This is a genomic window from Leisingera sp. SS27, assembly GCF_028368855.1.
Classification (GTDB): Bacteria; Pseudomonadota; Alphaproteobacteria; order Rhodobacterales; family Rhodobacteraceae; genus Leisingera.
Map to the genome: position 1 here is coordinate 214,151 of NZ_JAQNCY010000005.1, position 24,250 is coordinate 238,400.

At 63.4% G+C, this 24,250-nt stretch carries 25 protein-coding genes and 1 tRNA gene; 14 read left to right on the forward strand and 12 right to left on the reverse strand.

Annotated elements, in window-relative coordinates:
• Window positions 1-8: 8 nt before the first annotated feature.
• Window positions 9-1,127 carry an acetoin utilization protein AcuC gene (locus N6L27_RS13010; protein WP_271907704.1) on the reverse strand — a complete coding sequence of 373 codons (1,119 nt, stop codon included), beginning with the start codon at window positions 1,125-1,127 and terminating at the stop codon, window positions 9-11.
• Between the two features lie 139 nt (window positions 1,128-1,266).
• Here N6L27_RS13010 and N6L27_RS13015 point away from each other — a divergent pair, with 139 nt between their 5' ends.
• The 4 genes from N6L27_RS13015 (at window position 1,267) to N6L27_RS13030 (ending at window position 6,217) form a co-directional block, all read left to right on the forward strand.
• Window positions 1,267-2,214, forward strand: a complete 948-nt coding sequence (locus N6L27_RS13015) for an ABC transporter permease (RefSeq protein ID WP_271907705.1) — start codon at window positions 1,267-1,269, stop codon at window positions 2,212-2,214.
• 139 nt (window positions 2,215-2,353) lie between these two features.
• The gene (locus N6L27_RS13020; RefSeq protein ID WP_271907706.1) at window positions 2,354-3,169 is read left to right on the forward strand and encodes an ABC transporter permease; all 816 of its coding nucleotides are present in this window, start codon (window positions 2,354-2,356) and stop codon (window positions 3,167-3,169) included.
• Complete coding sequence (locus N6L27_RS13025; protein WP_271907707.1) at window positions 3,166-4,773, forward strand: ABC transporter ATP-binding protein; 1,608 nt, start codon at window positions 3,166-3,168, stop codon at window positions 4,771-4,773. The genes N6L27_RS13020 and N6L27_RS13025 overlap by 4 nt, the downstream gene beginning before the upstream one ends.
• A complete protein-coding gene (locus N6L27_RS13030) occupies window positions 4,766-6,217 on the forward strand; it encodes an aldehyde dehydrogenase family protein (protein ID WP_271907708.1) in 1,452 nt (483 codons plus the stop codon). Before N6L27_RS13025 ends, N6L27_RS13030 begins: the two co-directional genes overlap by 8 nt.
• Before the next feature lie 119 nt (window positions 6,218-6,336).
• Here N6L27_RS13030 and pncB read toward each other — a convergent pair whose 3' ends face one another.
• The 3 genes from pncB to pncA all read right to left on the reverse strand — a co-directional run bounded on the left by pncB (window position 6,337) and on the right by pncA (window position 10,616).
• Entirely contained in the window at window positions 6,337-7,626 is a 1,290-nt protein-coding gene (gene pncB / locus N6L27_RS13035) for a nicotinate phosphoribosyltransferase (protein WP_271907709.1), read from the reverse strand.
• A gap of 62 nt (window positions 7,627-7,688) precedes the next feature.
• Window positions 7,689-9,950, reverse strand: a complete 2,262-nt coding sequence (locus tag N6L27_RS13040) for a hybrid sensor histidine kinase/response regulator (protein ID WP_271907710.1) — start codon at window positions 9,948-9,950, stop codon at window positions 7,689-7,691.
• Window positions 9,951-10,019: 69 nt separating this feature from the next.
• The gene (pncA, locus tag N6L27_RS13045; protein WP_271907711.1) at window positions 10,020-10,616 is read right to left on the reverse strand and encodes a bifunctional nicotinamidase/pyrazinamidase; all 597 of its coding nucleotides are present in this window, start codon (window positions 10,614-10,616) and stop codon (window positions 10,020-10,022) included.
• Between the two features lie 177 nt (window positions 10,617-10,793).
• On the opposite strand from pncA, the gene trhO reads away from it, so the two are divergent.
• Window positions 10,794-11,705 (forward strand): oxygen-dependent tRNA uridine(34) hydroxylase TrhO, encoded by a 912-nt coding sequence (trhO, locus tag N6L27_RS13050; RefSeq protein WP_271907712.1) that lies wholly within the window; start codon window positions 10,794-10,796, stop codon window positions 11,703-11,705.
• A gap of 263 nt (window positions 11,706-11,968) precedes the next feature.
• On the opposite strand, the gene N6L27_RS13055 is transcribed toward trhO, so the two are convergent.
• The 7 genes from N6L27_RS13055 to N6L27_RS13085 all read right to left on the reverse strand — a co-directional run bounded on the left by N6L27_RS13055 (window position 11,969) and on the right by N6L27_RS13085 (window position 17,233).
• Window positions 11,969-12,637 (reverse strand): NapC/NirT family cytochrome c, encoded by a 669-nt coding sequence (locus N6L27_RS13055; protein WP_271907713.1) that lies wholly within the window; start codon window positions 12,635-12,637, stop codon window positions 11,969-11,971.
• Window positions 12,637-13,107 carry a nitrate reductase cytochrome c-type subunit gene (locus N6L27_RS13060; RefSeq protein WP_271907714.1) on the reverse strand — a complete coding sequence of 157 codons (471 nt, stop codon included), beginning with the start codon at window positions 13,105-13,107 and terminating at the stop codon, window positions 12,637-12,639. The genes N6L27_RS13055 and N6L27_RS13060 overlap by 1 nt, the downstream gene beginning before the upstream one ends.
• An 8-nt stretch (window positions 13,108-13,115) precedes the next feature.
• Window positions 13,116-15,614, reverse strand: a complete 2,499-nt coding sequence (gene napA, locus N6L27_RS13065) for a nitrate reductase catalytic subunit NapA (protein WP_271907715.1) — start codon at window positions 15,612-15,614, stop codon at window positions 13,116-13,118.
• The gene (locus N6L27_RS13070; RefSeq protein WP_271907716.1) at window positions 15,611-15,889 is read right to left on the reverse strand and encodes a chaperone NapD; all 279 of its coding nucleotides are present in this window, start codon (window positions 15,887-15,889) and stop codon (window positions 15,611-15,613) included. The genes napA and N6L27_RS13070 overlap by 4 nt, the downstream gene beginning before the upstream one ends.
• Window positions 15,886-16,401 carry a ferredoxin-type protein NapF gene (gene napF, locus N6L27_RS13075; RefSeq protein ID WP_271907717.1) on the reverse strand — a complete coding sequence of 172 codons (516 nt, stop codon included), beginning with the start codon at window positions 16,399-16,401 and terminating at the stop codon, window positions 15,886-15,888. The genes N6L27_RS13070 and napF overlap by 4 nt, the downstream gene beginning before the upstream one ends.
• A gap of 12 nt (window positions 16,402-16,413) precedes the next feature.
• Window positions 16,414-16,563: a periplasmic nitrate reductase, NapE protein gene (napE, locus tag N6L27_RS13080; protein ID WP_039185196.1), complete on the reverse strand. Its 150-nt coding sequence runs from the start codon at window positions 16,561-16,563 to the stop codon at window positions 16,414-16,416.
• 595 nt (window positions 16,564-17,158) lie between these two features.
• Window positions 17,159-17,233, reverse strand: a tRNA-Thr gene (locus tag N6L27_RS13085).
• Window positions 17,234-17,318: 85 nt separating this feature from the next.
• Here N6L27_RS13085 and N6L27_RS13090 point away from each other — a divergent pair.
• From N6L27_RS13090 to hisD, 5 genes are all read left to right on the forward strand, one after another.
• A complete protein-coding gene (locus tag N6L27_RS13090; protein WP_193747630.1) occupies window positions 17,319-17,474 on the forward strand; it encodes a hypothetical protein in 156 nt (51 codons plus the stop codon).
• A 6-nt stretch (window positions 17,475-17,480) separates the two neighbouring features.
• Entirely contained in the window at window positions 17,481-18,752 is a 1,272-nt protein-coding gene (gene murA, locus N6L27_RS13095; RefSeq protein WP_271907719.1) for a UDP-N-acetylglucosamine 1-carboxyvinyltransferase, read from the forward strand.
• Entirely contained in the window at window positions 18,749-19,225 is a 477-nt protein-coding gene (locus tag N6L27_RS13100; protein ID WP_271907720.1) for a DUF2948 family protein, read from the forward strand. Before murA ends, N6L27_RS13100 begins: the two co-directional genes overlap by 4 nt.
• A gap of 3 nt (window positions 19,226-19,228) precedes the next feature.
• A complete protein-coding gene (locus N6L27_RS13105) occupies window positions 19,229-19,741 on the forward strand; it encodes a GNAT family N-acetyltransferase (protein ID WP_271907721.1) in 513 nt (170 codons plus the stop codon).
• Between the two features lie 122 nt (window positions 19,742-19,863).
• The gene (gene hisD / locus N6L27_RS13110) at window positions 19,864-21,165 is read left to right on the forward strand and encodes a histidinol dehydrogenase (RefSeq protein WP_271907722.1); all 1,302 of its coding nucleotides are present in this window, start codon (window positions 19,864-19,866) and stop codon (window positions 21,163-21,165) included.
• 244 nt (window positions 21,166-21,409) lie between these two features.
• Here the strand turns inward: hisD and N6L27_RS13115 are convergent, their stop codons facing one another.
• Complete coding sequence (locus N6L27_RS13115) at window positions 21,410-22,168, reverse strand: SDR family oxidoreductase (protein WP_271907723.1); 759 nt, start codon at window positions 22,166-22,168, stop codon at window positions 21,410-21,412.
• Between the two features lie 160 nt (window positions 22,169-22,328).
• Here N6L27_RS13115 and N6L27_RS13120 point away from each other — a divergent pair, with 160 nt between their 5' ends.
• From N6L27_RS13120 to N6L27_RS13135, 4 genes are read left to right on the forward strand one after another with little or no spacing between them, the layout of a single operon-like run.
• Window positions 22,329-22,808 carry a UPF0262 family protein gene (locus tag N6L27_RS13120; protein ID WP_039185183.1) on the forward strand — a complete coding sequence of 160 codons (480 nt, stop codon included), beginning with the start codon at window positions 22,329-22,331 and terminating at the stop codon, window positions 22,806-22,808.
• 3 nt (window positions 22,809-22,811) lie between these two features.
• Window positions 22,812-23,270 (forward strand): arsenate-mycothiol transferase ArsC, encoded by a 459-nt coding sequence (locus N6L27_RS13125; RefSeq protein WP_019295067.1) that lies wholly within the window; start codon window positions 22,812-22,814, stop codon window positions 23,268-23,270.
• Window positions 23,267-23,665, forward strand: coding sequence for a ketosteroid isomerase-related protein (locus N6L27_RS13130; protein ID WP_271907724.1), 399 nt, complete (start codon window positions 23,267-23,269; stop codon window positions 23,663-23,665). Before N6L27_RS13125 ends, N6L27_RS13130 begins: the two co-directional genes overlap by 4 nt.
• Entirely contained in the window at window positions 23,662-24,249 is a 588-nt protein-coding gene (locus tag N6L27_RS13135; protein WP_271907725.1) for a GNAT family N-acetyltransferase, read from the forward strand. Before N6L27_RS13130 ends, N6L27_RS13135 begins: the two co-directional genes overlap by 4 nt.
• The last annotated feature ends 1 nt before the right edge of the window (window position 24,250 follow it).

Genomic DNA, 24,250 nt, shown 5'->3' on the forward strand with positions numbered 1-24,250 from the left:
TCAACGCTTCAAACCCCACGCCTCACCCGCAAATAATCCACCCGCTCCCGGATCTCCTGCCGCACCTCCCCGCCGCGCGGCTGATCGCGCAGCGTGGTGAACCAATGGTCCGGCGGATTGCGGCCCAGCCGGTTGCTGTTGAACTCCAGCCCGCGCAGCACCGCCTCGCCTGCCGCCGGCAAACGCTCCGGCACCTCAAAACCGTTCAGCGTGGCCCAGACACCGGTCCAGAGCCGCCCTACCGACCATGGGTTGTAACCGCCGCCGCCCAGCACCAGGTAACGCGGCGCCATCCCCATCAGCGCCCGCACCACCCCCCAATGGGCATTGTTGGACAGGTCCAAATGCGGCAGCGGGTCTTCGGTGACGGCATCCGCCCCGCATTGCAGCACGATGGCATCAGGGTCAAAGGCCGCCACCGCGGGCAGGATCAGCGCGTCTCGGATATGCCCCATCTCGTCATCGTTGAAGCCGCGCGGCACCGGCAGGTTCAGCGCTGATCCGCCCGCGTCATCGTTCAGCGTTCCGGTCTTGGGCCAGAGGTTTTCCTCATGCACCGAGATCATCAGCACATCGGCGTCGCCGGCAAAGCCATGCTCCACCCCATCCGCATGATGGGCATCAATGTCCACATAGGCAATCCGCCGGGCGCCGTGATGGCGCAGCGACAGCATTGCCAGCACCGGATCGTTCAAATAGCAGAACCCGTTGGCCCGGTCCGGCATCCCGTGATGGGTGCCGCCCGCGGGATTGTAGATGATGCCGCCATCCGCCAGCAGCTCGCCCGCCAGGATCGACCCGCCCGCGGCGGTGGCCGGGCGGCGGAAAATTTCTGGAAACACCGGGTTGGAGATCGTGCCCAGATGATGCCGCGCACGAACCTCAGCGCTGACCTCCTGCGCTTCCTCCGCCGCCTGCAGCGCCGCGATGTATTCGGGCGTGTGCCAGACCGTCAGCGCCGCAGGCTTGGCGCGGGGGGAATTTACATAGACCGAGTCCGGCAGCCAGCCCAGCGCACGCGAGAGATCCATCACGGTCGAAACCCGCGGCACCCGCAAGGGATGGGTGCGGCCATAGGAGGAGCCGCGGTAAATTTCCGATCCGATGAACAAGGGGCGGGACAGCATGGCCCAGTGATAACCGGTTTCTGCCGAATGCCAAAGGGCACGCCTCAACCCTTTGACGTTGCGCCTTTTTGCCCGCCCGCTGCGGTTTCACTTCACCGCCCACTGGACCCGCCCGCCCCGCGCTCCTAACGTGGCATTTATGCTGCGTTATGCCCTGAAACGCCTGGTGTCGCTGATCCTCAGCCTGGCCGTTGCCTCGCTGGTGGTTTTCCTTGTGGTGGAGGTGGCGCCGGGCGATCCGGCCTCCTTCATGCTGGGGGTCAATGCACAGCCCGACACCGTCGCCGCACTGCGGACAGAGCTGGGTCTGGATGAGGGCAAACTGACCCGCTACCTGACGTGGGCCGCAGGCATGCTGAGTGGCGATTTCGGCACCTCCTACACCTACCGCACGCCGGTCGCAGGGATGATCGCCGACCGGCTGTGGGTGTCGCTGCCGCTGGCGCTTTATGCGCTGACGCTGTCGACCCTGATTGCCTTTCCCGCGGGCATTTACGCCGCCGCCCGCCGCGGTAAGCCGGGTGACATGGCGGTTATGGGGGCAACCCAGCTGGGGGTTGCGGTGCCGAACTTCTGGTTTGCGATGATGCTGGTGCTGGTGTTTGCCATCAACCTGCGCTGGTTCGGCGCCGGCGGGTTTCCGGGCTGGGACGCGGGGCTTTGGGCGGGCCTCCATGCGCTCACCTTGCCTGCCATCGCGCTGGCCCTGCCGCAGGCTGCAATCCTGACCCGGGTGATGCGCTCTGCCCTGCTGGACATATTGGGTGAGGACTTCATGCGCACCGCCCGCGCCAAGGGCCTCAGCCGCCGTCAGGCGCTGTGGCGCCACGGAGTGCGCAACGCGCTGATCCCGGTGCTGACCATCATAGGGCTGCAGTTCTCCTTCCTGCTGGCAGGCGCCATCATCATCGAACAGGTGTTTTACCTGCCCGGCCTCGGACGGCTGGTGTTCCAGGCGATCTCCTCGCGCGATCTGATCGTGGTGGAGTCCGTGGTGATGCTCCTGGTCTTTGCCGTCATCACAGTGAATTTCCTGGTTGATCTCGCCTATGCGCTGGTCGACCCGCGGCTGAGGAGCCGGACATGACACGGAAATACGGGAACCCGCCTCTGTCTTTTGGCCCGGCAACGCCGGGCCGCGCCCTCCCCTCCCCCCGGGAGGGCGCTTCGCACCCACCCAGGCTCGGGCGCGTCCCTCGGTTCATTGACGCCGTTGGAGGCGATAGATGACCCGCAACCTGATCCTAGGCGCAGTTCTGTCCTCTCTGGTGCTGCTGGCGGCAGCGGTGTCCTTCATCTGGACGCCGTTTGACCACGCCGCGATGAACATCCCCGCCAAACTGCAGACGCCGAATGCGCAGCACTGGCTGGGCACCGATCATTTCGGGCGCGACCTGATGTCGATGATCATGGTCGGCGCGCGCACCTCCATCGCCGTTGCCTTGGTGGCCGTCGGCATCGGCATGGGCGCAGGCGTGCCGCTGGGTCTGGCCGCCGCGGCGCGCAAGGGGTCGTGGCTGGATGAATTGATCATGCGCGGCAACGATCTGGTCTTTGCCTTCCCCTCGCTGGTGATCGCCATCCTGATCACCGCCGTTCTGGGCGCAGGAGCCGTCAACGCCATCATCGCCATCGGCATCTTCAACATTCCCGTCTTTGCCCGCATCACCCGCGGCGCGGCGCTGTCCCTGTGGGAGCGCGAATTCATCCTGGCCGCACGGGTCGCAGGCAAGGGCGCGGCACGGATCTCGGCGGAGCATATCCTGCCCAACGTCATGAACCTGCTGATCGTGCAGGGCACCATCCAGTTTTCGCTCGGCATCCTGGCGGAGGCAGGCCTCAGCTATGTCGGCCTTGGCGCGCAGCCGCCCACCCCCAGCTGGGGGCGGATGCTGGCCGATGCGCAGACCATGGTCAGCTTTGCCCCGCATCTGGCGCTGGTGCCGGGCATGGCCATCATCCTGACGGTGCTGGGGTTGAATCTGCTGGGCGACGGTTTGCGCGACTATCTGGATCCGAAACTCAGGATGGCGCGCTCATGACCCTTATGGATGTCACCAATCTATCGGTCAGCATCGGCGCTCTTCAGGTGCTGAAGGACGTGTCCTTCCATGTCGATCCTGGCGAGATTGTTGCCGTCACTGGTGAAAGCGGCTCGGGCAAATCGATGACCGCGCTGGCATTGATGCAGCTGCTGCCGGAGCTGGCGGAAGCCAAGGGCTATGTCACCCTGGACGGCACCCAGCTGCTGGATCAAAACGAAGTGCAGATGTGTGCCATCCGCGGCCAGTCCATCGGCATGGTATTCCAGGAACCGATGACCGCACTGAACCCGGTGAAAACCATCGGCGATCAGGTGATGGAAACCATCCTGATCCACAAGGCGATGCCGCGCGAACAGGCCGAAGCCCGCGCGCGCGAGGTGCTGGAGCGGGTCGGGCTGCCGCAGGACCGCTTTCCGCTGTCGCGCTATCCGCATGAGCTGTCGGGCGGCCAGCGCCAGCGGGTGGTGATTGCGATGGCTATTGCCCTGCGCCCCAAGCTCTTGATCGCAGATGAGCCGACAACCGCGCTGGATGTGACCACCCAGGCGCAAATTCTGGACCTGCTGAAGGACCTGGTGCAGGACTATGGCATGGGACTGCTGATCATCACCCATGACCTGGCGGTGGTGGCGGATCTGGCGGACCGGATTGTCGTCATGCGCCAGGGCGAGGTGGTGGAGACCGGCAACACGGACTGGCTGTTGTGCAACATGCGCCACCCATACACGCGGATGCTGTTTGAAGCCTCCAGCCATCAGGTGGCGCTGCCGGAACCGCCTGCCCCGTCACCTCTGCTGGAGGTCAGGAATGCGGTTCGTGACTACAAGACTCCGCGCCCGTCGCTATTTGCCAAACCTGGCAGCTTCCGTGCTGTCCGGGACGTCTCCTTCACCATCAACCGAGGCGAGCGGCTGGGGCTGGTGGGGGAGTCGGGCTGCGGGAAATCGACCCTGACACGGGCAATTCTGGGGCTGGAGCAGCTGCAAGGCGGAGATATCCTTTTGGATGGCGCGCCCGTGACAACCGGGCTTAGCCCCGGTCTCAGGCGTAAGATGCAGGTGGTGTTTCAGGACCCCTACGGCAGCTTCAACCCGCGCCACCGGGTAGAGCGGCTGATCACTGAGCCGTTCCATACGCTGCCCGATCCTCCCACGGGCGCCGCGCGCGGCAATCTGATTGCAGAGACTCTGATTGCCGTCGGGCTGAAACCGGAGGATGCGCAGAAATACATCCACCAGTTCTCAGGCGGCCAGCGCCAGCGCATCGCCATTGCCCGCGCCCTGATCACCCGGCCGGAGCTGATCATCTTCGACGAGGCGGTCTCAGCTCTGGATGTTTCCGTCCGTGCCCGCATCCTCGACCTGCTGGCAGAGCTGTGCGCAGCCTATTCCCTTACCTATCTGTTCATCAGCCACGACCTCAGCGTGGTGCGCACGATCACCGACCGCTGCCTGGTGATGAAACAGGGCGAAATCGTCGAGCAGGGCGAAACCGAAGCCGTGTTCAGCAATCCGCAGCACCCCTACACCCGCCAGCTGATTGCCGCAGCCCCGGTGCTGCCTGAAATCTCCGATCCCGAAAGGAACCCCCGGCATGTCTGATCCCCTCTGGTTCGATCCCGCGCTTTGCCTGATTGGCGGCAAATGGCTGCCCGCGGCCAGCGGCGGCACGCTGCCGCTGGTGAACCCGTCGGACGGCAGTGAAATCTGCCAGATTGCCCGCGGCGGCGCGGCGGATATCGAGGCGGCGGTTTTGGAAGCCGAGACAGCGCTGGACGGCGAATGGGGCCGCATGACCGCGCTGGAGCGCGGCCGCATCCTGACCCGCATTGGCCAGTTCGTGCTGGAGCGGGTTGACGCGCTGGCCGCGATCGAGGCGATGGACGTGGGCAAGCCGCTGACCCAAGCGCGGGCTGATGCGGTAGCGCTGGCGCGGTACTGCGAGTTCTACGGCGGCGCAGCAGACAAGGTGATGGGGGAGACCATCCCCTATCTCGATGGCTACACCGTCTATACCCTGCGCGAGCCGCATGGGGTGACAGGCCACATCGTGCCCTGGAACTACCCGATGCAGATCATCGGCCGTTCTGTCGGTGCGGCGCTGGCGATGGGCAATGCCTGCGTGCTGAAACCGGCGGAGGAAGCCTGCCTGACCACCCTGGCCTTTGCCCGTATCGCCATGGAGGCCGGACTACCCCCCGGTGCCCTGAACGTGGTGCCGGGGTTGGGCGCAGAGGCCGGCGCGGCGCTGGCGGCGCATCCGGGCGTGCATCATATCTCCTTCACCGGGTCGGTCAGAACCGGCGCGCTGGTGCAGCAGGCGGCGGGGGGCAATGTGGTGCCGGTGACGCTGGAGCTGGGCGGCAAGTCCCCGCAGCTGGTGTTCGATGATGCCGATCTGGATGCGGCCCTGCCGTTCCTGGTGAACGCAGGGGTACAGAACGCGGGCCAGACCTGCTCGGCTTCCTCGCGCATCCTGGTGCAGCGCGGAGTGTATGAGGACGTGAAGGCACGGATGGCTGCAGCCTATGGTGCGCTGACCGTGGGGCCTGCGGCAGAGGACCTGCGGGTCGGGCCGTTGATCTCTGCCCGGCAGAAACAGATTGTCGAGGACTACCTGAAGCAGGGCGCGGACCTGCCGGTGGCGGCGCAAGGGGCAATAGTGGAGCACGCCCCGGAAAGCGGCGCCTACGTCCGCCCCACCCTGTTTGCCGATGTGCCGGAGGATCACGTGCTGGCGCGGGAAGAGATTTTTGGCCCGGTGCAGGTGCTGATCCCGTTTGAGACCGAAGAGGACGCCCTTCGGATTGCCAATGCCACCGACTATGGCCTTGTCGCCAGCGTCTGGACCCGTGACGGGGCGCGGCAGATGCGGCTGGCGAAACGCCTGCGCGCGGGCCAGGTTTTCCTCAACAACTACGGCGCCGGCGGCGGGGTGGAGCTGCCGTTTGGCGGGGTCGGAAAATCCGGCCACGGGCGGGAAAAAGGGTTTGAGGCCCTCTACGGTTTTTCGCAATTGAAGACCGTGGCGGCACATCACGGTTAGGGCAGAAAATAGGTCAGCCGTTATGTCCCAATGTTTCGCGCGCGAAACATTGGGACAGTGACTCTGCCACTAATTGTACTGCATCACAGAATACCCGCCGCAAGACCGGCGAAGTGTTATCAGACGATTACCGCCTGCCGTTCCTGCTCGCCGACACCGAAAACGCGCTTGTAGCGGTCGATTTCCTCTGCCGGCCCCATCGCCTTTTCCGGGTTGTCGGACAGTTTCACCGTGGGGCGTCCATTGGCCGCAACCGCCTTGCAGACCAGCGAGAACGGCGCCAGCGCGTCATCCGGCACCAGCTTGCGGAAGTCGTTCGTCAAGAGTGTGCCCCAGCCGAAGGAAACCTTGGTGCGGTCCGAGAACTGCGCGTGCAGGTCCTGGATTTGCTGTACGTCCAATCCATCGGAGAAGATCACCCGTTTCTCTGCCGGGTCCTCGCCGCGGGCTTTCCACCAGTTGACCGCTACCTCGGCGCCCTTGGCAGGGTCGCCGCTGTCGATGCGGATGCCGGTCCAGCCGGCCAGCCAGTCCGGCGCACGGTCGAGGAAACCCTGGGTGCCATAGGTATCCGGCAGGATGATGCGCAGGTTGCCCTCGTGCTCATCATGCCAGTCGGACAGCACGTCGTAGGGAGCCTGCGCCAGTTCCGCGTCACTGCCGGCCAGCGCCGAATAGACCATCGGCAGCTCATGCGCGTTGGTGCCGATCGCCTCAACCTCGCGGCGCATGGCGATAAGGCAGTTGGAGGTGCCGGTGAATTTGTCGCCCAGCCCCTCGATCATCGCCTGCACGCACCAGTCCTGCCACAGGAAGGAATGGCGGCGGCGGGTGCCGAAATCGGCGATGGTGAGGCCGTCCACCTCGCGCAAGCGTTCGATCTTTTCCCAAACGCGGGTCATGGCGCGGGCGTACAGCACCTGCAGTTCAAACCGGCCCATGCTGTTGATCACTGCCCGGCTGCGCAGCTCCATCAGCACGGCAAGGGCGGGAATTTCCCACAGCATGACCTCGTGCCATTTGCCCTCGAACGTCAGCTCGTACTGATCGCCCTTGCGCTCCAGGTGGTAGGGCGGCAGGCGCAGACCTTCGAACCATTCCATGAAATCGGGGCGGAACATCTGGCGTTTGCCGTAAAAAGTATTGCCGCGCAGCCAGGTGCTTTCGCCGCGGCTGAGCGACAGCGAGCGGATGTGGTCCAGCTGTTCACGCAACTCTCCCTCGTCGATCAGCTTGGCCAGCGGCACATGCGCCGAGCGGTTGATCAGCGAGAAGGTGACGGTGGTGTCCGGCTTGTTTCGGAACACAGACTGGCACATCAGAAGCTTGTAGAAATCAGTATCAATCAGCGACCGGACGATCGGGTCGATCTTCCATTTGTGATTGTAGACGCGGGTTGCAATATCCACCGGCGGCCTCGTGCATAAGGGTCACTGATTGATAGGACAGCGCGGCAGCCGGGGCAAGGAGATCAGCCCGCGCGACGGCTTTGCGCCTGCGGCGCCAGCCGGGCCAGCAGTGCCAGCAGCTTGGGCTTGCTGATCGGCTTGCTCATGAAATCGTCCATGCCGGCATCCAGGCAGGCCTTGCGGTCAGAATCAAAGGCATTGGCGGTCAGCGCCACAATCACCGGCTGCGGCCGGGCCAAAGCACGGATTGCGCGGGTGGCTTCCAGCCCGTCCATTTCCGGCATCGACATGTCCATCAGGATGACATCCGGCACAAAAGCTTCGAACTGCGCCACCGCCTCGCCGCCATCCTGGGCAAAGGCCAGTTCGACGGGCGCTGCAAGCAGGAATTTCTCCACCAGCAGCCGGTTCACGGCATTGTCCTCTGCCACCAGCACCCGCAGCCCGTCCAGCACCGCAAGATCGCCTGGGGCCGCGGATTCAGGCTGCGCGCCGGTTTCGTCCTGCGCGTCCTGCAGAAGCAGGCGAACCGCGAAACAGGACCCCCTGCCCAATTCCGAAGATACGGCGATGCTGCCGCCCATGGCCTCTGCCAGGCGGCGGGAAATGGCCAGCCCCAGGCCGGTGCCGCCAAACCGGCGGCTGATGGCGGCATCGGCTTGCGAAAACCGCTCAAACACATCCCCCAGCTTATCCTCGGCGATGCCGATGCCGCTATCCGTCACCGAGAACGTCAGCTCATACCCGCCTGCCGCCGGAGTGCCGCCCAGCATCACCGAAACCCGCCCCTGCTTGGTGAACTTGACCGCATTGCCGGCCAGATTCATCAGAATTTGCCGGATCCGTCTGTCGTCCCCGCGCAGCTGCGCAGGCAGGTCTTCCTGGATCTCCAGCACCAGTTCCAGCCCCTTGGCATCCGCCTGGGCCTGCAGCAGGCGGATGGTGGTTTCGAAACAGGCACGGGGGTCAAAGCTGACCGGGCTAAGCGTAAGCTCCTCTGCCTCCATCTTGGAGAAATCAAGGACATCGTTGATCAGCCCCAGCAGCATGTCCGCAGAGCTGAGGATAGTATCGGCATAAAGCGCCTGTTCCTTGCTGAGACCGCTGTCGCGCAACAGCTGTGCCATCCCGATTACCCCGTTCATCGGAGTGCGGATTTCGTGGCTCATGGTGGCCAGAAAGTCCGATTTGGCACGCGCGCCTTCTTCTGCTGCAGCGCGCGCCTCTTCCAGCTGCTGGGCATGTTCCTTGGCGGCGGTGATGTCGCGCTCCACTGCGATCAGGGTTTCCAGCTTGCCGGCGCTGTTCAGCATCGGCACCTGGCTGGTTTCGATCCAGACCAGCCGCCCGTCCTTGCAGCGGTTGCGGATCTCAACCCGGACCGGCTGGGCATAGCGGATACTGTCCTGCAACATCTTGATTGTGCCGGGATCGGTCTCGCCGCTGTTCAGCAGGTCGCCGGGCAGCTGGCCCAGTGCCTCCTCAGAGGTATAGCCGGTTATACGGGTGAAACTGTCATTGACCCAGGTGATCCGCCCTGTCCGGTCCATCAGCATCACGCTGTCATTGGCATTTTCCGCAACCAGCGCCAGGCGGCGGGCCTCAATACGCTGTTCCTGCAGGCAGGCGTTCGCGGCCTCCAGCTCCTGCTGCTGGGTGGCGGTGGCCAGATTGTACTGGCGGGTGTTTTCAAAGGTGCGGCGCCCATAGGCGGCCAGCCAGAACATGAAGCCGGTCAAGGTTATGATACCGACAGCATGCAGCTGCCATTCAGTGGTAAAGCCGCCGCCCGCAACAAGGTCAACCGCAAGCATGGCTGCAGGCACGGCACAGAAGATGACCATCCAGACGATTGAAGCCGGACGGTGGTACGGAAGGGTAATCGCGGCATTCATCGCAATGCCGGCAAGGAAGGCAATCGTGAACAGAATGTCGAGGTGATGTTCAGTGTCAACGCCGGCGTCCACCCAAGGCAAATATGGCAGGGTGGCGCAGATGCTCATCCCGGCGCCGTAAACCGTGGCAGACAAGGTCGTCAGCAGCCGCAGCTTTGCTTCAGGGATGCCTTTGGCTGCCAGGGCCTGCAGGCGCCACAGGCAAAAACTGTCGGCGATGTCACCTGTCAAGGCTGCTGTGAACGCCAAGGCGGCAATCGCCATGTCGGTCGCCAGGCCAAGCAGCACGCAAATTCCGAAAACAAAGACCTGCCGTGCCCAGAAAGTTCTGTAGCGCCCCTTGGCATAGCGCATCATCAGCTCAAACGAGCTGTACTTTCTCTCATAGCTGGCCAGCGGGCCATCGTGTGGCCCCTTCCCTATTTTCATCAGTCAGCCTTGCTGTCCGGACTCCCTGCCAGTGTTAGGGGTAACTGGTTAACATTTGGAAACTTCAACTCAAGATTGAAACTCTATGCCTGCCTCTTCCATCTGCGTCAGGGCTGCGCTGAGAGAGCCATCCAGATCAATGGCACGGCAGGCAGACAGCTGCACCGTCACGCCAAACCCCAGGCGCGCCGCATCCAGCGCGGTGAAGGCAACACAGAAGTCAGTGGCCAGCCCGGCAAGTGTCAGCCGGGTTATGCCGCGGCTGCGCAGGTATCCCTCCAGCCCGGTGGGCGTGATCTGGTCGTTCTCGAAGAAACCGGAATAGCTGTCGATCGCAGGCCTGAATCCCTTGCGGATTATCAAATCGCCATCGGTGCGCAGGCCCTTGCGGAAGGCCGCGCCTTCAGTGCCCTGAACGCAGTGGTCCGGCCACAGCACCTGGGGGCCATAGGGCATCTCAGTGGTTTCAAACGGCGCTTTGCCCGGGTGCGAGGAGGCAAAGGAGGAATGCCCCGCCGGGTGCCAGTCCTGGGTCAGGATCACGGCATCGAACCGGCCCATCATCGCGTTGATCGGGGCCACCACCTCATCCCCGCCGGGAACCGCCAGCGCGCCGCCGGGACAGAAATCGTTTTGCACATCGACAACGATCAGGGCATGGGTCATCGGCATCTCCTATGCTGTATACACAACATCTAGCGGTATAGGCGGGTCATGGGAACTGCTGCTGCAGGACAGTGCACAGGCATGGCCAAAACATACATCCAAAGCCCTTGTTTTATTGGGGCCGCCGGGCGGGTTCTTTGACTTGAAAACCCGGGCGCATGGTTCTAAGGGCGGGGCATGTACACGATTGCTGCCCTCTATCACTTCACCCGCTTCCCCGATCCCGCCGCGATCCGGCCGGCGCTGCTGGACCTGTGCCAGGCGCAGGATGTCAAAGGCTCCTTGCTGCTGGCGCAAGAAGGGATCAATGGCACCATCGCAGGCCCGCGCGCAGGCATCGACGCGGTGCTGGCGCATATTAAGGCGCTGCCTGGCTGTGCGGGGCTGGAATGGAAAGAGGCAACCGCTGCCGAGCCGCCGTTCGGCAAGATGAAGGTGCGGCTGAAGAAAGAGATCGTCACGATGGGGCAGCCGGACGTGGATCCGCTGGCGTCTGTCGGGCATTACGTCGAGCCGGAAGAGTGGAACGACCTGATCCGGCAGGACGATGTGGTGCTGATCGACACCCGCAACGATTACGAAGTGGCCATCGGCACCTTTGAGGGCGCGATTGACCCCAAGACCGGGTCTTTCCGCGACTTCCCCGCTTGGTGGGAAGAGAACAAGGACCGTTTTCACAACAAGAAGGTTGCGATGTTCTGCACCGGCGGCATCCGCTGCGAGAAGTCGACCAACTACCTGCTGGGCCAGGGGGTGGAGGATGTCTATCACCTGAAGGGCGGCATCCTGCGCTATCTGGAGGAAATGCCAGCGGAGAACAGCACCTGGGAAGGCGAATGCTTTGTGTTCGACAACCGGGTGTCGGTCGGCCACGGGCTGGTTGAAGGCCCGCATGAGCTGTGCCACGGCTGCCGGCGCCCGATCCTTCCAGAAGACAAGGCGCGGCCCGAATTCGAGCAGGGCGTCAGCTGCCACCTGTGCATTGGCCAGACCTCGGAAGAGGACAAGACCCGGTTCCGCGAGCGGCAAAAGCAGATGCAGCTGGCGCGGGAGCGCGGCGAGGACCATCTGGGCAGCATCCCGCTGTAGGCCTACTTTTTCAGCCCAGCCGCAACGGCAGGTTCGCGCCCGGTCCCGAGGGTGGGCGCGGTGCCGCTTGGGGCGTGTTGACAGACAAACGCCACCCATTCAGCCTGTTGCAACCTCAGTTGCATTCGCGCCCGCCCTGGGGGCGGGGCCGGGCGCGAACCGGATCGCAGGCGATCCGGGGACGTATTCAGCGCATCAAGAATAAAAACAGGCCGCTGCCCGTTAGGACAGCGGCCTTTTCGTGCTTTGCGGGGCTGGCAGCGTCAGTCGCTGCTCAGGCCCAGGTAGCTGCGGGTGCTGGCCAGCAGGCCCTCGCCATGGGCCGGGGCCAGCAGGCCTGCGTGATCCTCGCCTTCGGCTGCGGCCATGTCCGGCAGCTGGTGGGCGATACCCTTGTGGCAGCTGATACAGGTCTTCTCGCCGGTGAACAGGAAGCGCTCATGCGCATCCGCCGCCCGCTTGGATTGGCGGGTGATGTCCATCGACTCATCCGAGTGGCAGTTGCGGCATTCCAAGCTGTCGTTTGCCTCAAGCCGTGCCCATTCGTGCTGCGCCAGCTCCAGCCGGTGCTCCAGGAATTTCTCCCGCGTGTTGATGGTGCCGAAGATCTTGCCCCAGACCTCCTTGGAGGCCTGCATCTTGCGGGCGATCTTATTGGTCCAGTTGTGCGGCACGTGGCAGTCCGGGCAGGACGCCCGCACGCCGGAGCGGTTGGAATAGTGGATCGTCGGCTTCAGCTCCTCGAACACGTTGTCGCGCATTTCGTGGCAGCTGGTGCAGAAGGCCTCAGTGTTGGTGACCTCCAGTGCGGTGTTGAAACCGCCCCAGAAAATGATCCCCATCACAAAGCCGCCCATGGTCAGAAAGCCGAGCGAGAAGTAGGCGCTGGGCCGGCGGATGATCCACCAGAGACGTTTCAGAAAACTCCACATCAGTCAGACCCGCCCTGTTTGGAATGGACGTAGTCCAGCACCTTGTCGACATCGACGAACTCGTTTTCGACCAGCGGCCGGGCGTTGGTCTGCACCACGTGGCACTGGGTGCAGAAATAGCGCCGCGGGCTGACCGCGCCGAGGGTCTGGCCCTCGCGGTTCATGAAGTGGGTGACCGAGATCATCGGCGCCTGGCTGACCTCCACCGCGGTGCGGCTGTGGCAGGTCAGGCATTTGTTGGAGTTCAGATCGACCTGGTAGTTGTCGGTCTTGTGCGGGATCAGCGGCGGCTGATCCGGGTAGTTGCGCACCTGGCGGATGTCAGTGTTGACGATGCCGGGAATCTGGGTGGCTTCGCCCTGCTGGTCCAGCGGCGCAGTGTTGCGCAGCGTGGCGACCTGGTTCTGGGCAAAGGCTGCCGAGGCCAGCAGGATTGGTGCGGCCAGGATGGCGAGACGGAGATGTTTCATGACGGGCCTCACACTGCTTCGATACGGACTGCGCATTTTTTGAAGTCCGTCTGTTTCGAGATCGGATCGGTGGCGTCCAGCGTGACCTTGTTGATCAGCCGGCGCGCATCGAACCAGGGCACAAAGACCAGGCCTTTGGGCGGCTTGTTGCGGCCGCGGGTTTCAATCCTGGTGCGGATTTCGCCGCGCCGCGAGATCACCCGCACCTCGGTGCCGCGCCGGAACCCCTGCGCCTTGGCATCGTCCGGGTGCATGTAGCAAAGCGCGTCGGGAACGGCCTGGTACAGCTCCGGCACCCGCTGGGTCATTGAGCCTGAGTGCCAGTGCTCCAACACCCGGCCGGTGGCCAGCCACATCGGATATTCGTCATCCGGGCTTTCCGCCGGCGGTTCATAGGGCAGTGCAAAAATCACCGCCTTGCCGTCAGGCTTGCCGTAGAATTCGTAATCCGAACCCGGCTTCACGTAGGGGTCAGAACCTTCCTTGAAGCGCCATTGGGTTTCCTTGCCATCCACCACGGGCCAGCGCAGGCCGCGCACCTCGTGGTAGGTGTCGAACGGGGCCAGGTCATGCGCCTTGCCGCGGCCGAATTCGGCGTATTCCTCGAACAGGCCCTTCTGGATGTAAAAGCCGAAGTCCTCGGATTCGTGGTTGCCGTATTCGCGGGCCTTTTCGGACAGCTCGTACTGGTCGACTTTGCCGTTGGCGAACAGCACCTCGAACAGGGTCTTGCCCTTGTATTCGGGGTTGGCGTCCAGGATTTCCGCCGGCCAGACCTCATCGGTGGTGAAGCGCTTGGAGAATTCCGCCAACTGCCACAGGTCGGACTTCGACTCGCCCGGCGCGTTGACCAGCTGGTACCAGAACTGGGTGCGGCGCTCCGCGTTGCCGTAGGCGCCTTCCTTCTCGACCCACATGGCGGCGGGCAGGATCAGGTCTGCAGCCTCTGCCGTCACCGTCGGGTAGGCATCCGACACTACGATGAAGTTGTCGGGGTTGCGATAGCCCGGCAGCCCTTCCTCCATCATGTTGGGGGCGGCCTGCATGTTGTTGTTCACCTGCACCCAGTAGCAGTTGATCTTGCCGTCCTTCAGGTCACGGTTCTGCTTCACCGCGTGGGAACCGACCCAGCCCGGAACGGTGCCTTCGGGCAGCTTCCAGATCTTTTCGGCATAGGCGCGGTGTTCCGGGTTCTTGACCACCATGTCAGCCGGCAGGCGGTGCGAGAAGGTGCCGACCTCACGCGCGGTACCGCAAGCCGACGGCTGGCCGGTCAGCGAGAACGGCGAGTTGCCGGGGGTGGAGATTTTGCCGGTCAGCAGGTGGATGTTGTAAAGCAGGTTGTTGGTCCAGACACCGCGGGTGTGCTGGTTGGCGCCCATGGTCCACAGCGACATGACCTTGGTGTTGGGATCGGCATAAAGCTTGGCGATCTTTTCCAGGGTCTCAGCTGGGACGCCGGACATTTCTTCCGCTTTTTCGAGCGTGTATTCCGACACGAACTCGGCAAATTCCTCGAAGCTCATCGGCTCGGAACCGCCCGCCTTGTCGTTGTTCTCGGCCGCCTGTTCCAGCGGGTGTTCCGGACGCAGACCATAGCCGATGTCGGTATTGCCGCGGCGGAAATTGACGTGCTTGCCAACGAAGTCCTTATGCACCGCGTCATTCTGGATGATGTAATTGGCGATGTAGTTGAGGATCACCATGTCGGTCTGCGGCGTGAACACCGCCGGGATGTCGGCCAGGTCGAAACTGCGGTGGGTGAATGTCGACAGTACCGCGACCTTGACGTGCGGATGGCTGAAGCGGCGGTCGGTGATGCGGGTCCACAGGATCGGGTGCATCTCCGCCATGTTCGAGCCCCACAGCACGAAGGCGTCGGCGTTCTCGAAGTCGTCATAGCAGCCCATCGGCTCGTCGATGCCGAAGGTGCGCATGAAGCCGCCCACAGCCGAAGCCATGCAGTGGCGCGCGTTGGGGTCGATGTTGTTGGAGCGGAAGCCCGCCTTCATCAGCTTGGAGGCCGCATAGCCTTCCCAGACGGTCCACTGGCCGGAGCCGAACATGCCGATGCCTTCGGGGCCTTTCTCGGCCAGTGTCTTCTTCCACTTCTCGGCCATGATGTCGAAGGCCTCATCCCAGGAAACCGGGGTGAATTCGCCGTTCTTGTCATATTCGCCGCCCGTCTTGCGCAGCAGCGGCGTGGTCAGGCGGTCGGCGCCATACATGATCTTCGACAGGAAGTAGCCCTTGACACAGTTCAGGCCGCGGTTGACCTCTGCCTGGGTGTCGCCGTGGGTGGCAACCACGCGGCCGGCCTTGGTGGCCACCATGATCGAGCAGCCGGTGCCGCAGAAGCGGCAGGCCGCCTTGGACCATTTCAGCTCAGTCACGTTTGCATCTGTTACAAGGTTCTGCGCTGCCGCGGGAACCGGCAGGCCGGCAGCAAGCGCCGCTGCGGCGGCGGCCTGCGCCTTGATGGCGTCACGGCGGGTAAGTCCGGTCATTGGGGGACTCCTTCTTCAATGGCGAGGTCCTGCGCATCGCAGGTTTGATGGAAGACAAGCGCCGCGCTGGCGACGCCGTCGAGAAGCTGAATTTTGGCGAGTGCATCACCGATAGCCCGGTCGCTGCCGGCCTCGAACAGGACCACGATCTTGCCCGAGGGATCGGTTTGCGAAATTTCAGCGCGGGGCATGGATTTGATGTCGGCCAGAACGGCCTCCATCCGCGCCGGGTCGCTGCGCACCAGCAGGCTGGAGATATGGATTTCTTCTGTCACGCGGACTTCCTTTGCTGGCGGGGATCGGTGATCGCAATGGCGTTGTTCGGGCAAGTGGAAAGGCAGGCGCCGCAACCGGTGCAGGCGTCGGCGTCCACCTGAATTGCGCCGACCGGGCGGACCGACAGGTCCATCCGCAAGGCGCGCGGGTCGCAGGTATCGGTGCACAGCTGGCAGGCGATGCCGGCGGCGTTCAGACAGCTGCCGGTGATCTCTACCGTGACCGGCCAGGGGGCCGGCTGCACCAAGTCGAAAACAGGTTCGGGACAGGCTTCGGCGCAAGCGGCGCAGAAGGTGCATTCGCCGCCGCGGAAATTGATGCGCGGGCGGTTGCGGCTGTCGAACTCGATAATGTTCTCCGGGCAGGCGTCCACGCAGGCATTGCAGCTGGTGCAATGGGACTGCACCCGGGCCTCATCCGTCCAGGGCGGCCGGAACTCGGGATCCGGGCGGGCCACTCTTCCGGTCAGGAAGGCGCGCCGCGAAGGAGCTGTGCTGGCATGTGCTGGCATTGGCCTGGGCCCTTAACCTGTGGGCGGCCCCAGGAAGATCTGGGAGATCCAGATCATCAGGCCGTATCCGCCGACGATTCCCACTGCCAGAACCGGCGCCAGAATCACCGCGAGGAACAGAAAGGTATTCCGTTCTTCGGCTTTGGTTGGCTGTTCGGACATATCTGTCCTCCATGGCTGCTTCTATTTGCACCAAAGCAGATCGAGACAGGCTCAACTCTCTGGCGATGGCAGGAAAACCCTAACCCATTTCGGCAAAACAACAATCAAAGGTTGCAATCAGATACATCTTCACGCCCCAGCATGCTGCGTTCTGCCAGCGCCACCATGCAAATGTGCTGTTGCTGCTACCTTGATCTGAATCATTTCGCAGGCGGCTGATTTTAAAAAATACAAATATTCAAGAAAGCGAAAGTGAACTGCAGCAGCGCTGCCCGCAAGGCCCGGCTAGTCTGAGCCTGATTCGGGTGCCCTTCCCGCTTGCACTGGCACGTTGACCTGCGAATTCCCTTTGCGCCGCCGAGGATTCAGCCATGCTGCCGGGCAATCATGGCGCCCGCTGCAGTCAGCACGCGCCTCCGTGCAAGGCAGCCGCAACCGTAAAACTGATTCGCCCGGGGCGTTGTCTGATGCAGCGCACTCCGATCCCAGCGGCTGGACCTGCCTGCCCCTCCCCGGAAACGCAAAAAAGCACCCCAAACCAACGGCCGGACACTGCACCTGTAGTGAGATATTATGCAGCAATTTCAGGGATTAATGGTGCTGCTGGAGAGAATTGAACTCTCGACCTCTCCCTTACCAAGGGAGTGCTCTACCTCTGAGCTACAGCAGCGCCGGTGAGGGGGCTTTTAGGCATAAACGCGAAGGCGTGCAAGAGCATTCTGGACGGTTTTTTCGCACTAAGTTAGAGAAGTCTTATGGCAGAGAAGAAATCCCCTAAAAACGACGGTTCCGCAGCATCGCGCGAAGACCGGCTGAAGGCAGCGCTCAAGGCCAACATGGCCCGGCGCAAGGCTCAGGCGAAGGCGCGGTCAGACAAGCAGGATCAGGATACGGGCAAGAGTGGAGAGTAAGAGCAGATGGATTCGATTCTGGTAACCGGCAATGGCCCGCTGAACGGGCAAATTCCGATCGCAGGGGCCAAGAACGCCTGCCTTACCCTTATGCCGGCAACCTTGCTGAGCGAGGAGCCACTGACGCTGACGAATGCGCCGCGCCTCAGCGACATCAAGACGATGACGCTGCTGCTGCAATCGCTGGGGGCCGAAGTGTCCAGCCTTCAGGACGGCCAGGTGCTGGCAATGTCCAGCCATGACCTGACCAGCCACGTCGCCGACTATGATATTGTGCGGAAAATGCGCGCGTCGAACCTGGTGCTGGGTCCGATGCTGGCGCGGCTGGGCCAGGCTGTTGTGTCACTGCCCGGCGGCTGCGCCATCGGTGCACGCCCGATGGATCTGCACATTCACGGGCTGGAAGCGCTGGGGGCGGAGATTGAACTGAAGGACGGCTATCTGCACGCCAAGGCACCCAAAGGCCTGAAAGGCGCGGTGGTGGAGCTAAGCTTTGCCTCCGTCGGGGCGACCGAGAACATCATGATGGCGGCGACACTTGCCAAGGGCACCACCGTCATCAAAAACGCCGCGCGCGAGCCGGAAATCGTCGATCTGGCCGATTGCCTGCGCAAAATGGGTGCGCAGATTGAGGGCGACGGCTCCCCCAATATCACCATCCAGGGTGTCGACCGCCTGCATGGCGCGACCCACCAGGTGGTGACCGACCGGATCGAGCTGGGCACCTATATGCTGGCCCCCGCAATCTGCGGCGGCGAGGTGGAGCTGCTGGGCGGCCGCCGCAGCCTGCTGGAAAGCTTCTGCGCCAAGCTGGAGGCCGCTGGCATTGAAATCACCGAAAACGAAAACAGCCTGACCGTCAGCCGCAAGAACGGCCGGGTGCGCGCGGTGGATGTGGTGACAGAACCTTTCCCGGGCTTTCCCACCGACCTGCAGGCGCAGATGATGGCGCTGATGTGCACGGCTGAAGGCACCTCGGTTCTGGAAGAGAAGATCTTTGAGAACCGCTTCATGCACGCGCCCGAGCTGGTGCGCATGGGCGCCGAGATCGAGGTGCACGGCGGCCACGCGACCGTCACCGGCGTCGAGAAGCTGAAGGGTGCGCCGGTGATGGCCACCGACCTGCGCGCCTCTGTCTCGCTGATTCTGGCCGGCATGGCAGCAGAAGGCGAAACCAAGGTCAGCCGGGTCTACCACCTGGACCGCGGCTATGAGCATGTGGTGCGCAAGCTGTCCGGTGTCGGCGCAAAAATCGAGCGGATCAAGGAACAGTCATGACAGATGCGAGTTTCGAGGACGGCCGCGAGGCGCCGTTGAACCTGGGCGCATTGGATGAAGAGGACCTAAAGGTGCTGTCCTCGCTGCTGCAGGACGCGGTGTTTCCGGTGACGGAAATGAGCTGGCGCGCGTCTGAACGCCGCTTTGCTCTGCTTGTTAACCGTTTTCGCTGGGAAGACAGCGACGCAGCGGAGCGCCGTGGCCGGGCTTTTGAGCGGGTGCAGTCCTTGCTGGTGGTGGACAGCGTGCTGGGGGTTTCCTCGCAAGGGGTGGACCGCAAGGACAAGGACCTGATCCTGTCGCTGCTCTCCGTCACCTTTGAACCGGGGGAAGACGGTGCCGGCCATGTGCTCCTGACCCTTGCAGGAGACGGCGCACTGCGCCTGCCGGTGGAGGCGCTGGATGTGTCGCTGCGCGATGTCACCCGGCCTTACAAGGCCCCTTCCGGCCGGGCTCCGGACCACGGCGCATGAGCCGTGCAGAACAAGCGCGGCATTTCCCAGGCTTTCACCGCTCCGCCGGCACCGCTGGAGATCCGTGCCGCCACGGTTTTTGACGTCTTCGCCATGAGCCGGATTCTGATCGCCTCGATCCGCGATCTGTGTCAGGCCGACCACGGCGGCGACTCCGCCCGGATTGCGGAATGGACCGGCAGCAAGACGCCGGAGCAGATCCGCGGATGGATCGCCGGACCCGGCCGTTACTGGCTGGCCGAACATGGCGGAGAGGCCGCTGCCGTGGGCGGGCTGTCTCCGGACGGCTCCATCTCCCTGCTTTACGTCGCCCCTGTCGCAGCCGGCCGGGGCACCGGCGCCGCCATGCTGGCACATTTGGAAGCGGAATTGCTGCGGCAAGGCCATGCTGAGGGCCGCCTTGACGCCACCCGGACAGCGCTGGACTTCTACCGCAAGCACGGCTGGGAGGCTGCGGAGGAGACCGGCGGGTGCTGCGCAACCCCCTGCATCCCGATGCGTAAAGCCCTGAGCTAGGGTCTCTGCCGCTATAGGCCGGTTTGCACCGGCCATATGCTTGCGTCCAATTGCACCGCCGGCCCGCATATTTCTTGAGGCTCTGCGCCCATGCGGATATGCGGGGGTCAAAGGAGATCCCGATGCCGCAGTTTCTGAACACCTCTGAGTCCGGTTTTGAACAGTCCTTCACTGCACTGCTGGGCGCCAAGCGCGAGGACAGCCCGGATGTGGACGCCACCGTGGCCGGGATCATTGCCGATGTCCGCGCCCGTGGCGATGCCGCGCTGGTGGAGCTGACGGCGAAGTTCGACCGGCTGGAACTGGACCCGGCGCAGCTGCGCTTTACCGAGGCGGAGGTGGATACAGCCATCGCCGAGGTTTCCGCTGAAGAACGCCAAGCGCTGGAACTGGCGGCGGAACGGATCCGTGCCTATCACAGCCGCCAGATGCCAGAAGACGCACAATGGACAGACGCCAGCGGCGCAACGCTGGGCTGGCGCTGGTCTGCGGTCTCGGCTGCCGGGCTGTATGTGCCGGGCGGGCTGGCCTCCTACCCGTCTTCGGTGCTGATGAATGCGATCCCGGCCAAAGTTGCGGGTGTGGAACGGCTGGCCATCACAGTGCCAACCCCGGACGGGCAGGTGAACCCGCTGGTGCTGCTGGCGGCGCGGCTGGCGGGTGTGGATGAGATCTACCGCGTCGGCGGCGCGCAAGCGGTGGCGGCACTGGCCTATGGCACCGAGAGCATCGCGCCGGTGGACAAGATCACCGGACCCGGCAATGCCTTTGTCGCCGCGGCCAAGCGACGGGTGTTCGGCAAGGTTGGCATCGACATGATTGCAGGCCCGTCGGAAATCCTGGTGATTGCCGACAAGGACAACAACCCGGACTGGATCGCGCTGGACCTGATGAGCCAGGCTGAACACGACGAAAGCGCCCAGTCGCTCCTGATTACCGACGACGCAGCCTTTGGCCGTGCGGTGGCTGAGGCGGTGGAGAAGCGTCTGGAAACGCTGGAGCGCCGCGCCATTGCCGGGGCCTCCTGGCGCGACTTCGGCGCGGTGATCACGGTGCGGGATCTTGATGAAGCCGCAGCGCTGTCGAACCGCATTGCGCCGGAACACCTGGAGCTGTGTGTCGCTGATCCGGTTGCTCTGAGTGAAAAGACCATCCATGCCGGGGCCATCTTCCTCGGCCAATACACGCCCGAAGCAATCGGCGACTATGTCGGCGGCCCGAACCATGTGCTGCCAACCGCGCGCTCTGCCCGGTTCTCTTCCGGCCTGTCGGTGATGGATTTCCTCAAGCGCACCACGCTGAGCCAGATGACCCCGGACTCACTGCGTGCCATCGGCCCGGCAGCCGAGGTGCTGGCAAAAAGCGAAAGCCTGGAAGCGCACGGGCTGTCCGTGACTGCCCGTCTGGACGCGCTGAACGGGTAAGGGAGCGAGGGGCGCAGCCCCTCTGCGCGTACGCGCATTCACCCCGGGATATTTGCGGCCAGATGAAGAGGGATCCGCGCCCCGGAGCCCGCCGGGGCGCTTCACCTGGCGCGGTCATCGGCGTCCCCGCCTCTACCGCTGGACCAGGGTTGCGGAGCCTAGTTAACGAACCGTAACTTCATCTGGCCGAAAATATCCCCGCCGGAGGCATCAAGTCATTTTTCCCGGAAAAATGACGCAGACATCAATAATGCGCAGTATACCCGCCATCCACGGCGAGCACCTGCCCGGTGATGTAGGACGCAGCAGGTGATGCGAGGAACAGGATTGCGGGGGCCAATTCCTCCGGTTCGCCCCAGCGGCCTAGCGCGGTAGCGTTTTTCAGCTTCTCAGCAATCGCAGGGTCTGCAGCAGCAGCCATATTGGGTGCAGTCTTGAAGAATCCCGGGGCAATTGCGTTCACTGTAATTCCCTGAGCGCCAAGCTCTGCCGCCAGTGCCCGTGTCATACCATTGATGCCGGCCTTGGCGGTGGTATAGGCAGCATCGCCCGATTGCGCGATGAGGCCCGCGATCGACGAGATATTGATGATGCGGCCCCAGCCCTTGGGCGCCATCTGCGCCGCCGCCATCTGCGACAGGCGGAAAGGCGAGACCAGATCGACCTCCCACAGCTTTTGCAGATCGGCGCGGGTGAATTCCGGCAGGCTGCGCCGGTCGCGCTGGCCCACGTTGTTGACCAGAATGTCCAGCCCGCCCTCCTGCGCGATCCCCGCCATTGCTGCAGTTGCGGCGCGTTCATCGGCGATGTCCAGCACCAGCGGGCGGACAGTACCTGGCGCCCGGGCGAGTGCATCCTCTACCCGCACCCGGCTGCGGCCATTGATCCAGACCTCGGCTCCCGCCTCTGCCAGAAGGCGGGCCGCGGCGAAGCCGAGACCGTCGGTGGAGCCGGTCACCAGCGCGCGGCGGCCCTGGAGGGAAAACTGTTCAAGGGCTGTCATTTCAGTGTCTCCTGCTGGCGGCAGGCTGGTCGCGAGGGCGTGGCCTGTCAAGCACTGCCGCAAACGGGCAGGCGTTTGACGCCCGCTGCTGCATTGCCCCAGGCGGAGCGGTGCGATACTCATGGCCGGACGCCCCTGCGCATATCAGAGACAAAGACCCATGAGCCGCATCAGCCATATCGAACTGGACGACCGCAACCTGCCGCCTCCAACGCCCGAGATCGAGCAGGAGCGCAAGGTGGCGATTTATGACCTGATCGAGGACAACAGCTTTGCCTTGCCGCAGCGGGAAGACCGCGATATTCCTGCCGGTCCCTACCACCTGGGGCTGGCGATCCGCGACAAGCGGCTGGTCTTTGATATCAACACCGAAGGCGGGGAAAAGGCGGCGGAGTTCCATCTGTCGCTGTCGCCGTTCCGGCAGGTGGTCAAGGACTACTACCAGATCTGCGAAAGCTACTTCACCGCGGTAAAGACAATGCCGCCCAGCCAGATCGAGACCATCGACATGGCGCGGCGCGGGATTCACAACGAAGGCAGCCGGGTTCTGCAGGAAAGGCTGGAAGGCAAAGCGGAAGTTGATACCGACACGGCCCGCCGCCTGTTCACCCTGATCTGCGTCCTGCACTTCGGAGGCTGACGCGTGGAGGAGCTGCCGCAGTCCGTTCTGTTCTGTTGCGACCACAATTCGGTCCGCTCTCCGATGGCGGAGGGCATCATGAAGAAATTCTATGGCACCGGCACCTATGTGCAGTCGGCCGGGGTCAAGAACGACATGGAGATCGACGGCTTCTCCATCGCGGTGTGCCAGGAGATTGATGTCGAACTGTCCCGGCACCGGTCGCGTTCCTTTGACGAGATGGAGCGCTGGGGCGACGACCTGTCGTCCTTTGATCTGGTGGTGGCATTGTCGCCTGCCAGCCAGCGCCGGGCGCTGGAGCTCACCCGTTTTTTTCACCTCGATGTCGAATATTGGCCGATAATGGACCCTACCGGGCTCGGCGAGACGCGTCAGGCCAAGCTAGATATCTACCGTCAAACACGGGATCAAATCATCCAGCACCTGAAAAACCGCTGGGGTGAACCGACGGAGAGAACATGACCGATACCATCGCGCGCTATTTCGCGGCCTTCAATGCCGGCGACACGGAGACCATGCTGGACTGCCTGGATGAGCAGATCGCCCATCACGTGAACGAGGGCCAAATCCGGGTGGGCAAGGAGAAATTCGCGGAGTTCTGCGCCCATATGGACCGCTGCTACAAAGAAGAGCTGACCGATATGGTGATCTTTTCCGCAGCGGGCGGAAGCCGCGCGGCGGCGGAATTCATCGTGAACGGCACTTACCTGCAAACGGATGAGGGCCTGCCACAGGCCAAGGGGCAGACCTACCGCCTGCCTGCGGGCTCGTTCTTTGAGCTGAAGGACGGCAAGATTTCCCGGGTCACCACATATTACAATCTGGCGGACTGGATCGCCCAGGTCTCAGCCGGATGACCATCCGGGTTGAAGCCATGACCGGCGCGGCGCTGGAGGCCGCGCTGGACGATGTGGCACGCCTGCGGATCAAGGTGTTCCGGGCCTGGCCGTACCTGTACGACGGGGATCCGGCCTATGAGCGGGAGTACCTGCAAAGCTACCGCAACAGCGCCCGCGCGGTTGTGGTCGGCGCCTTTGACGGCGAGACACTGGTGGGCGCCTCCACCGGGGCGCCCCTTAGCGACCATGCGGATGATTTTGCAGCGGCGTTTGAGGGCAGCGGGATTGACCTGAACGAGGTCTTCTATTGCGCCGAATCCGTGCTGCTGCCGGAATACCGCGGGCATGGTGTGGGCCACGGGTTCTTTGACGCGCGCGAAGCGCATGCCCGGAAGCATGGGTTCAAGAAGGCGGCCTTTTGCAGCGTTCAGCGCCCGGCAGATCATCCCATGCGGCCTGGGGATTACGCGCCGCTGGATCCGTTCTGGCGCAAGCGCGGCTATGCCCCGCTGGAGGGCGCCATCGCGCATTTTTCCTGGAAGGATGTGGATCAGCCCGGCGAAACCAGCAAGCCGCTGCAATTCTGGAGCCGGGATCTGTAAG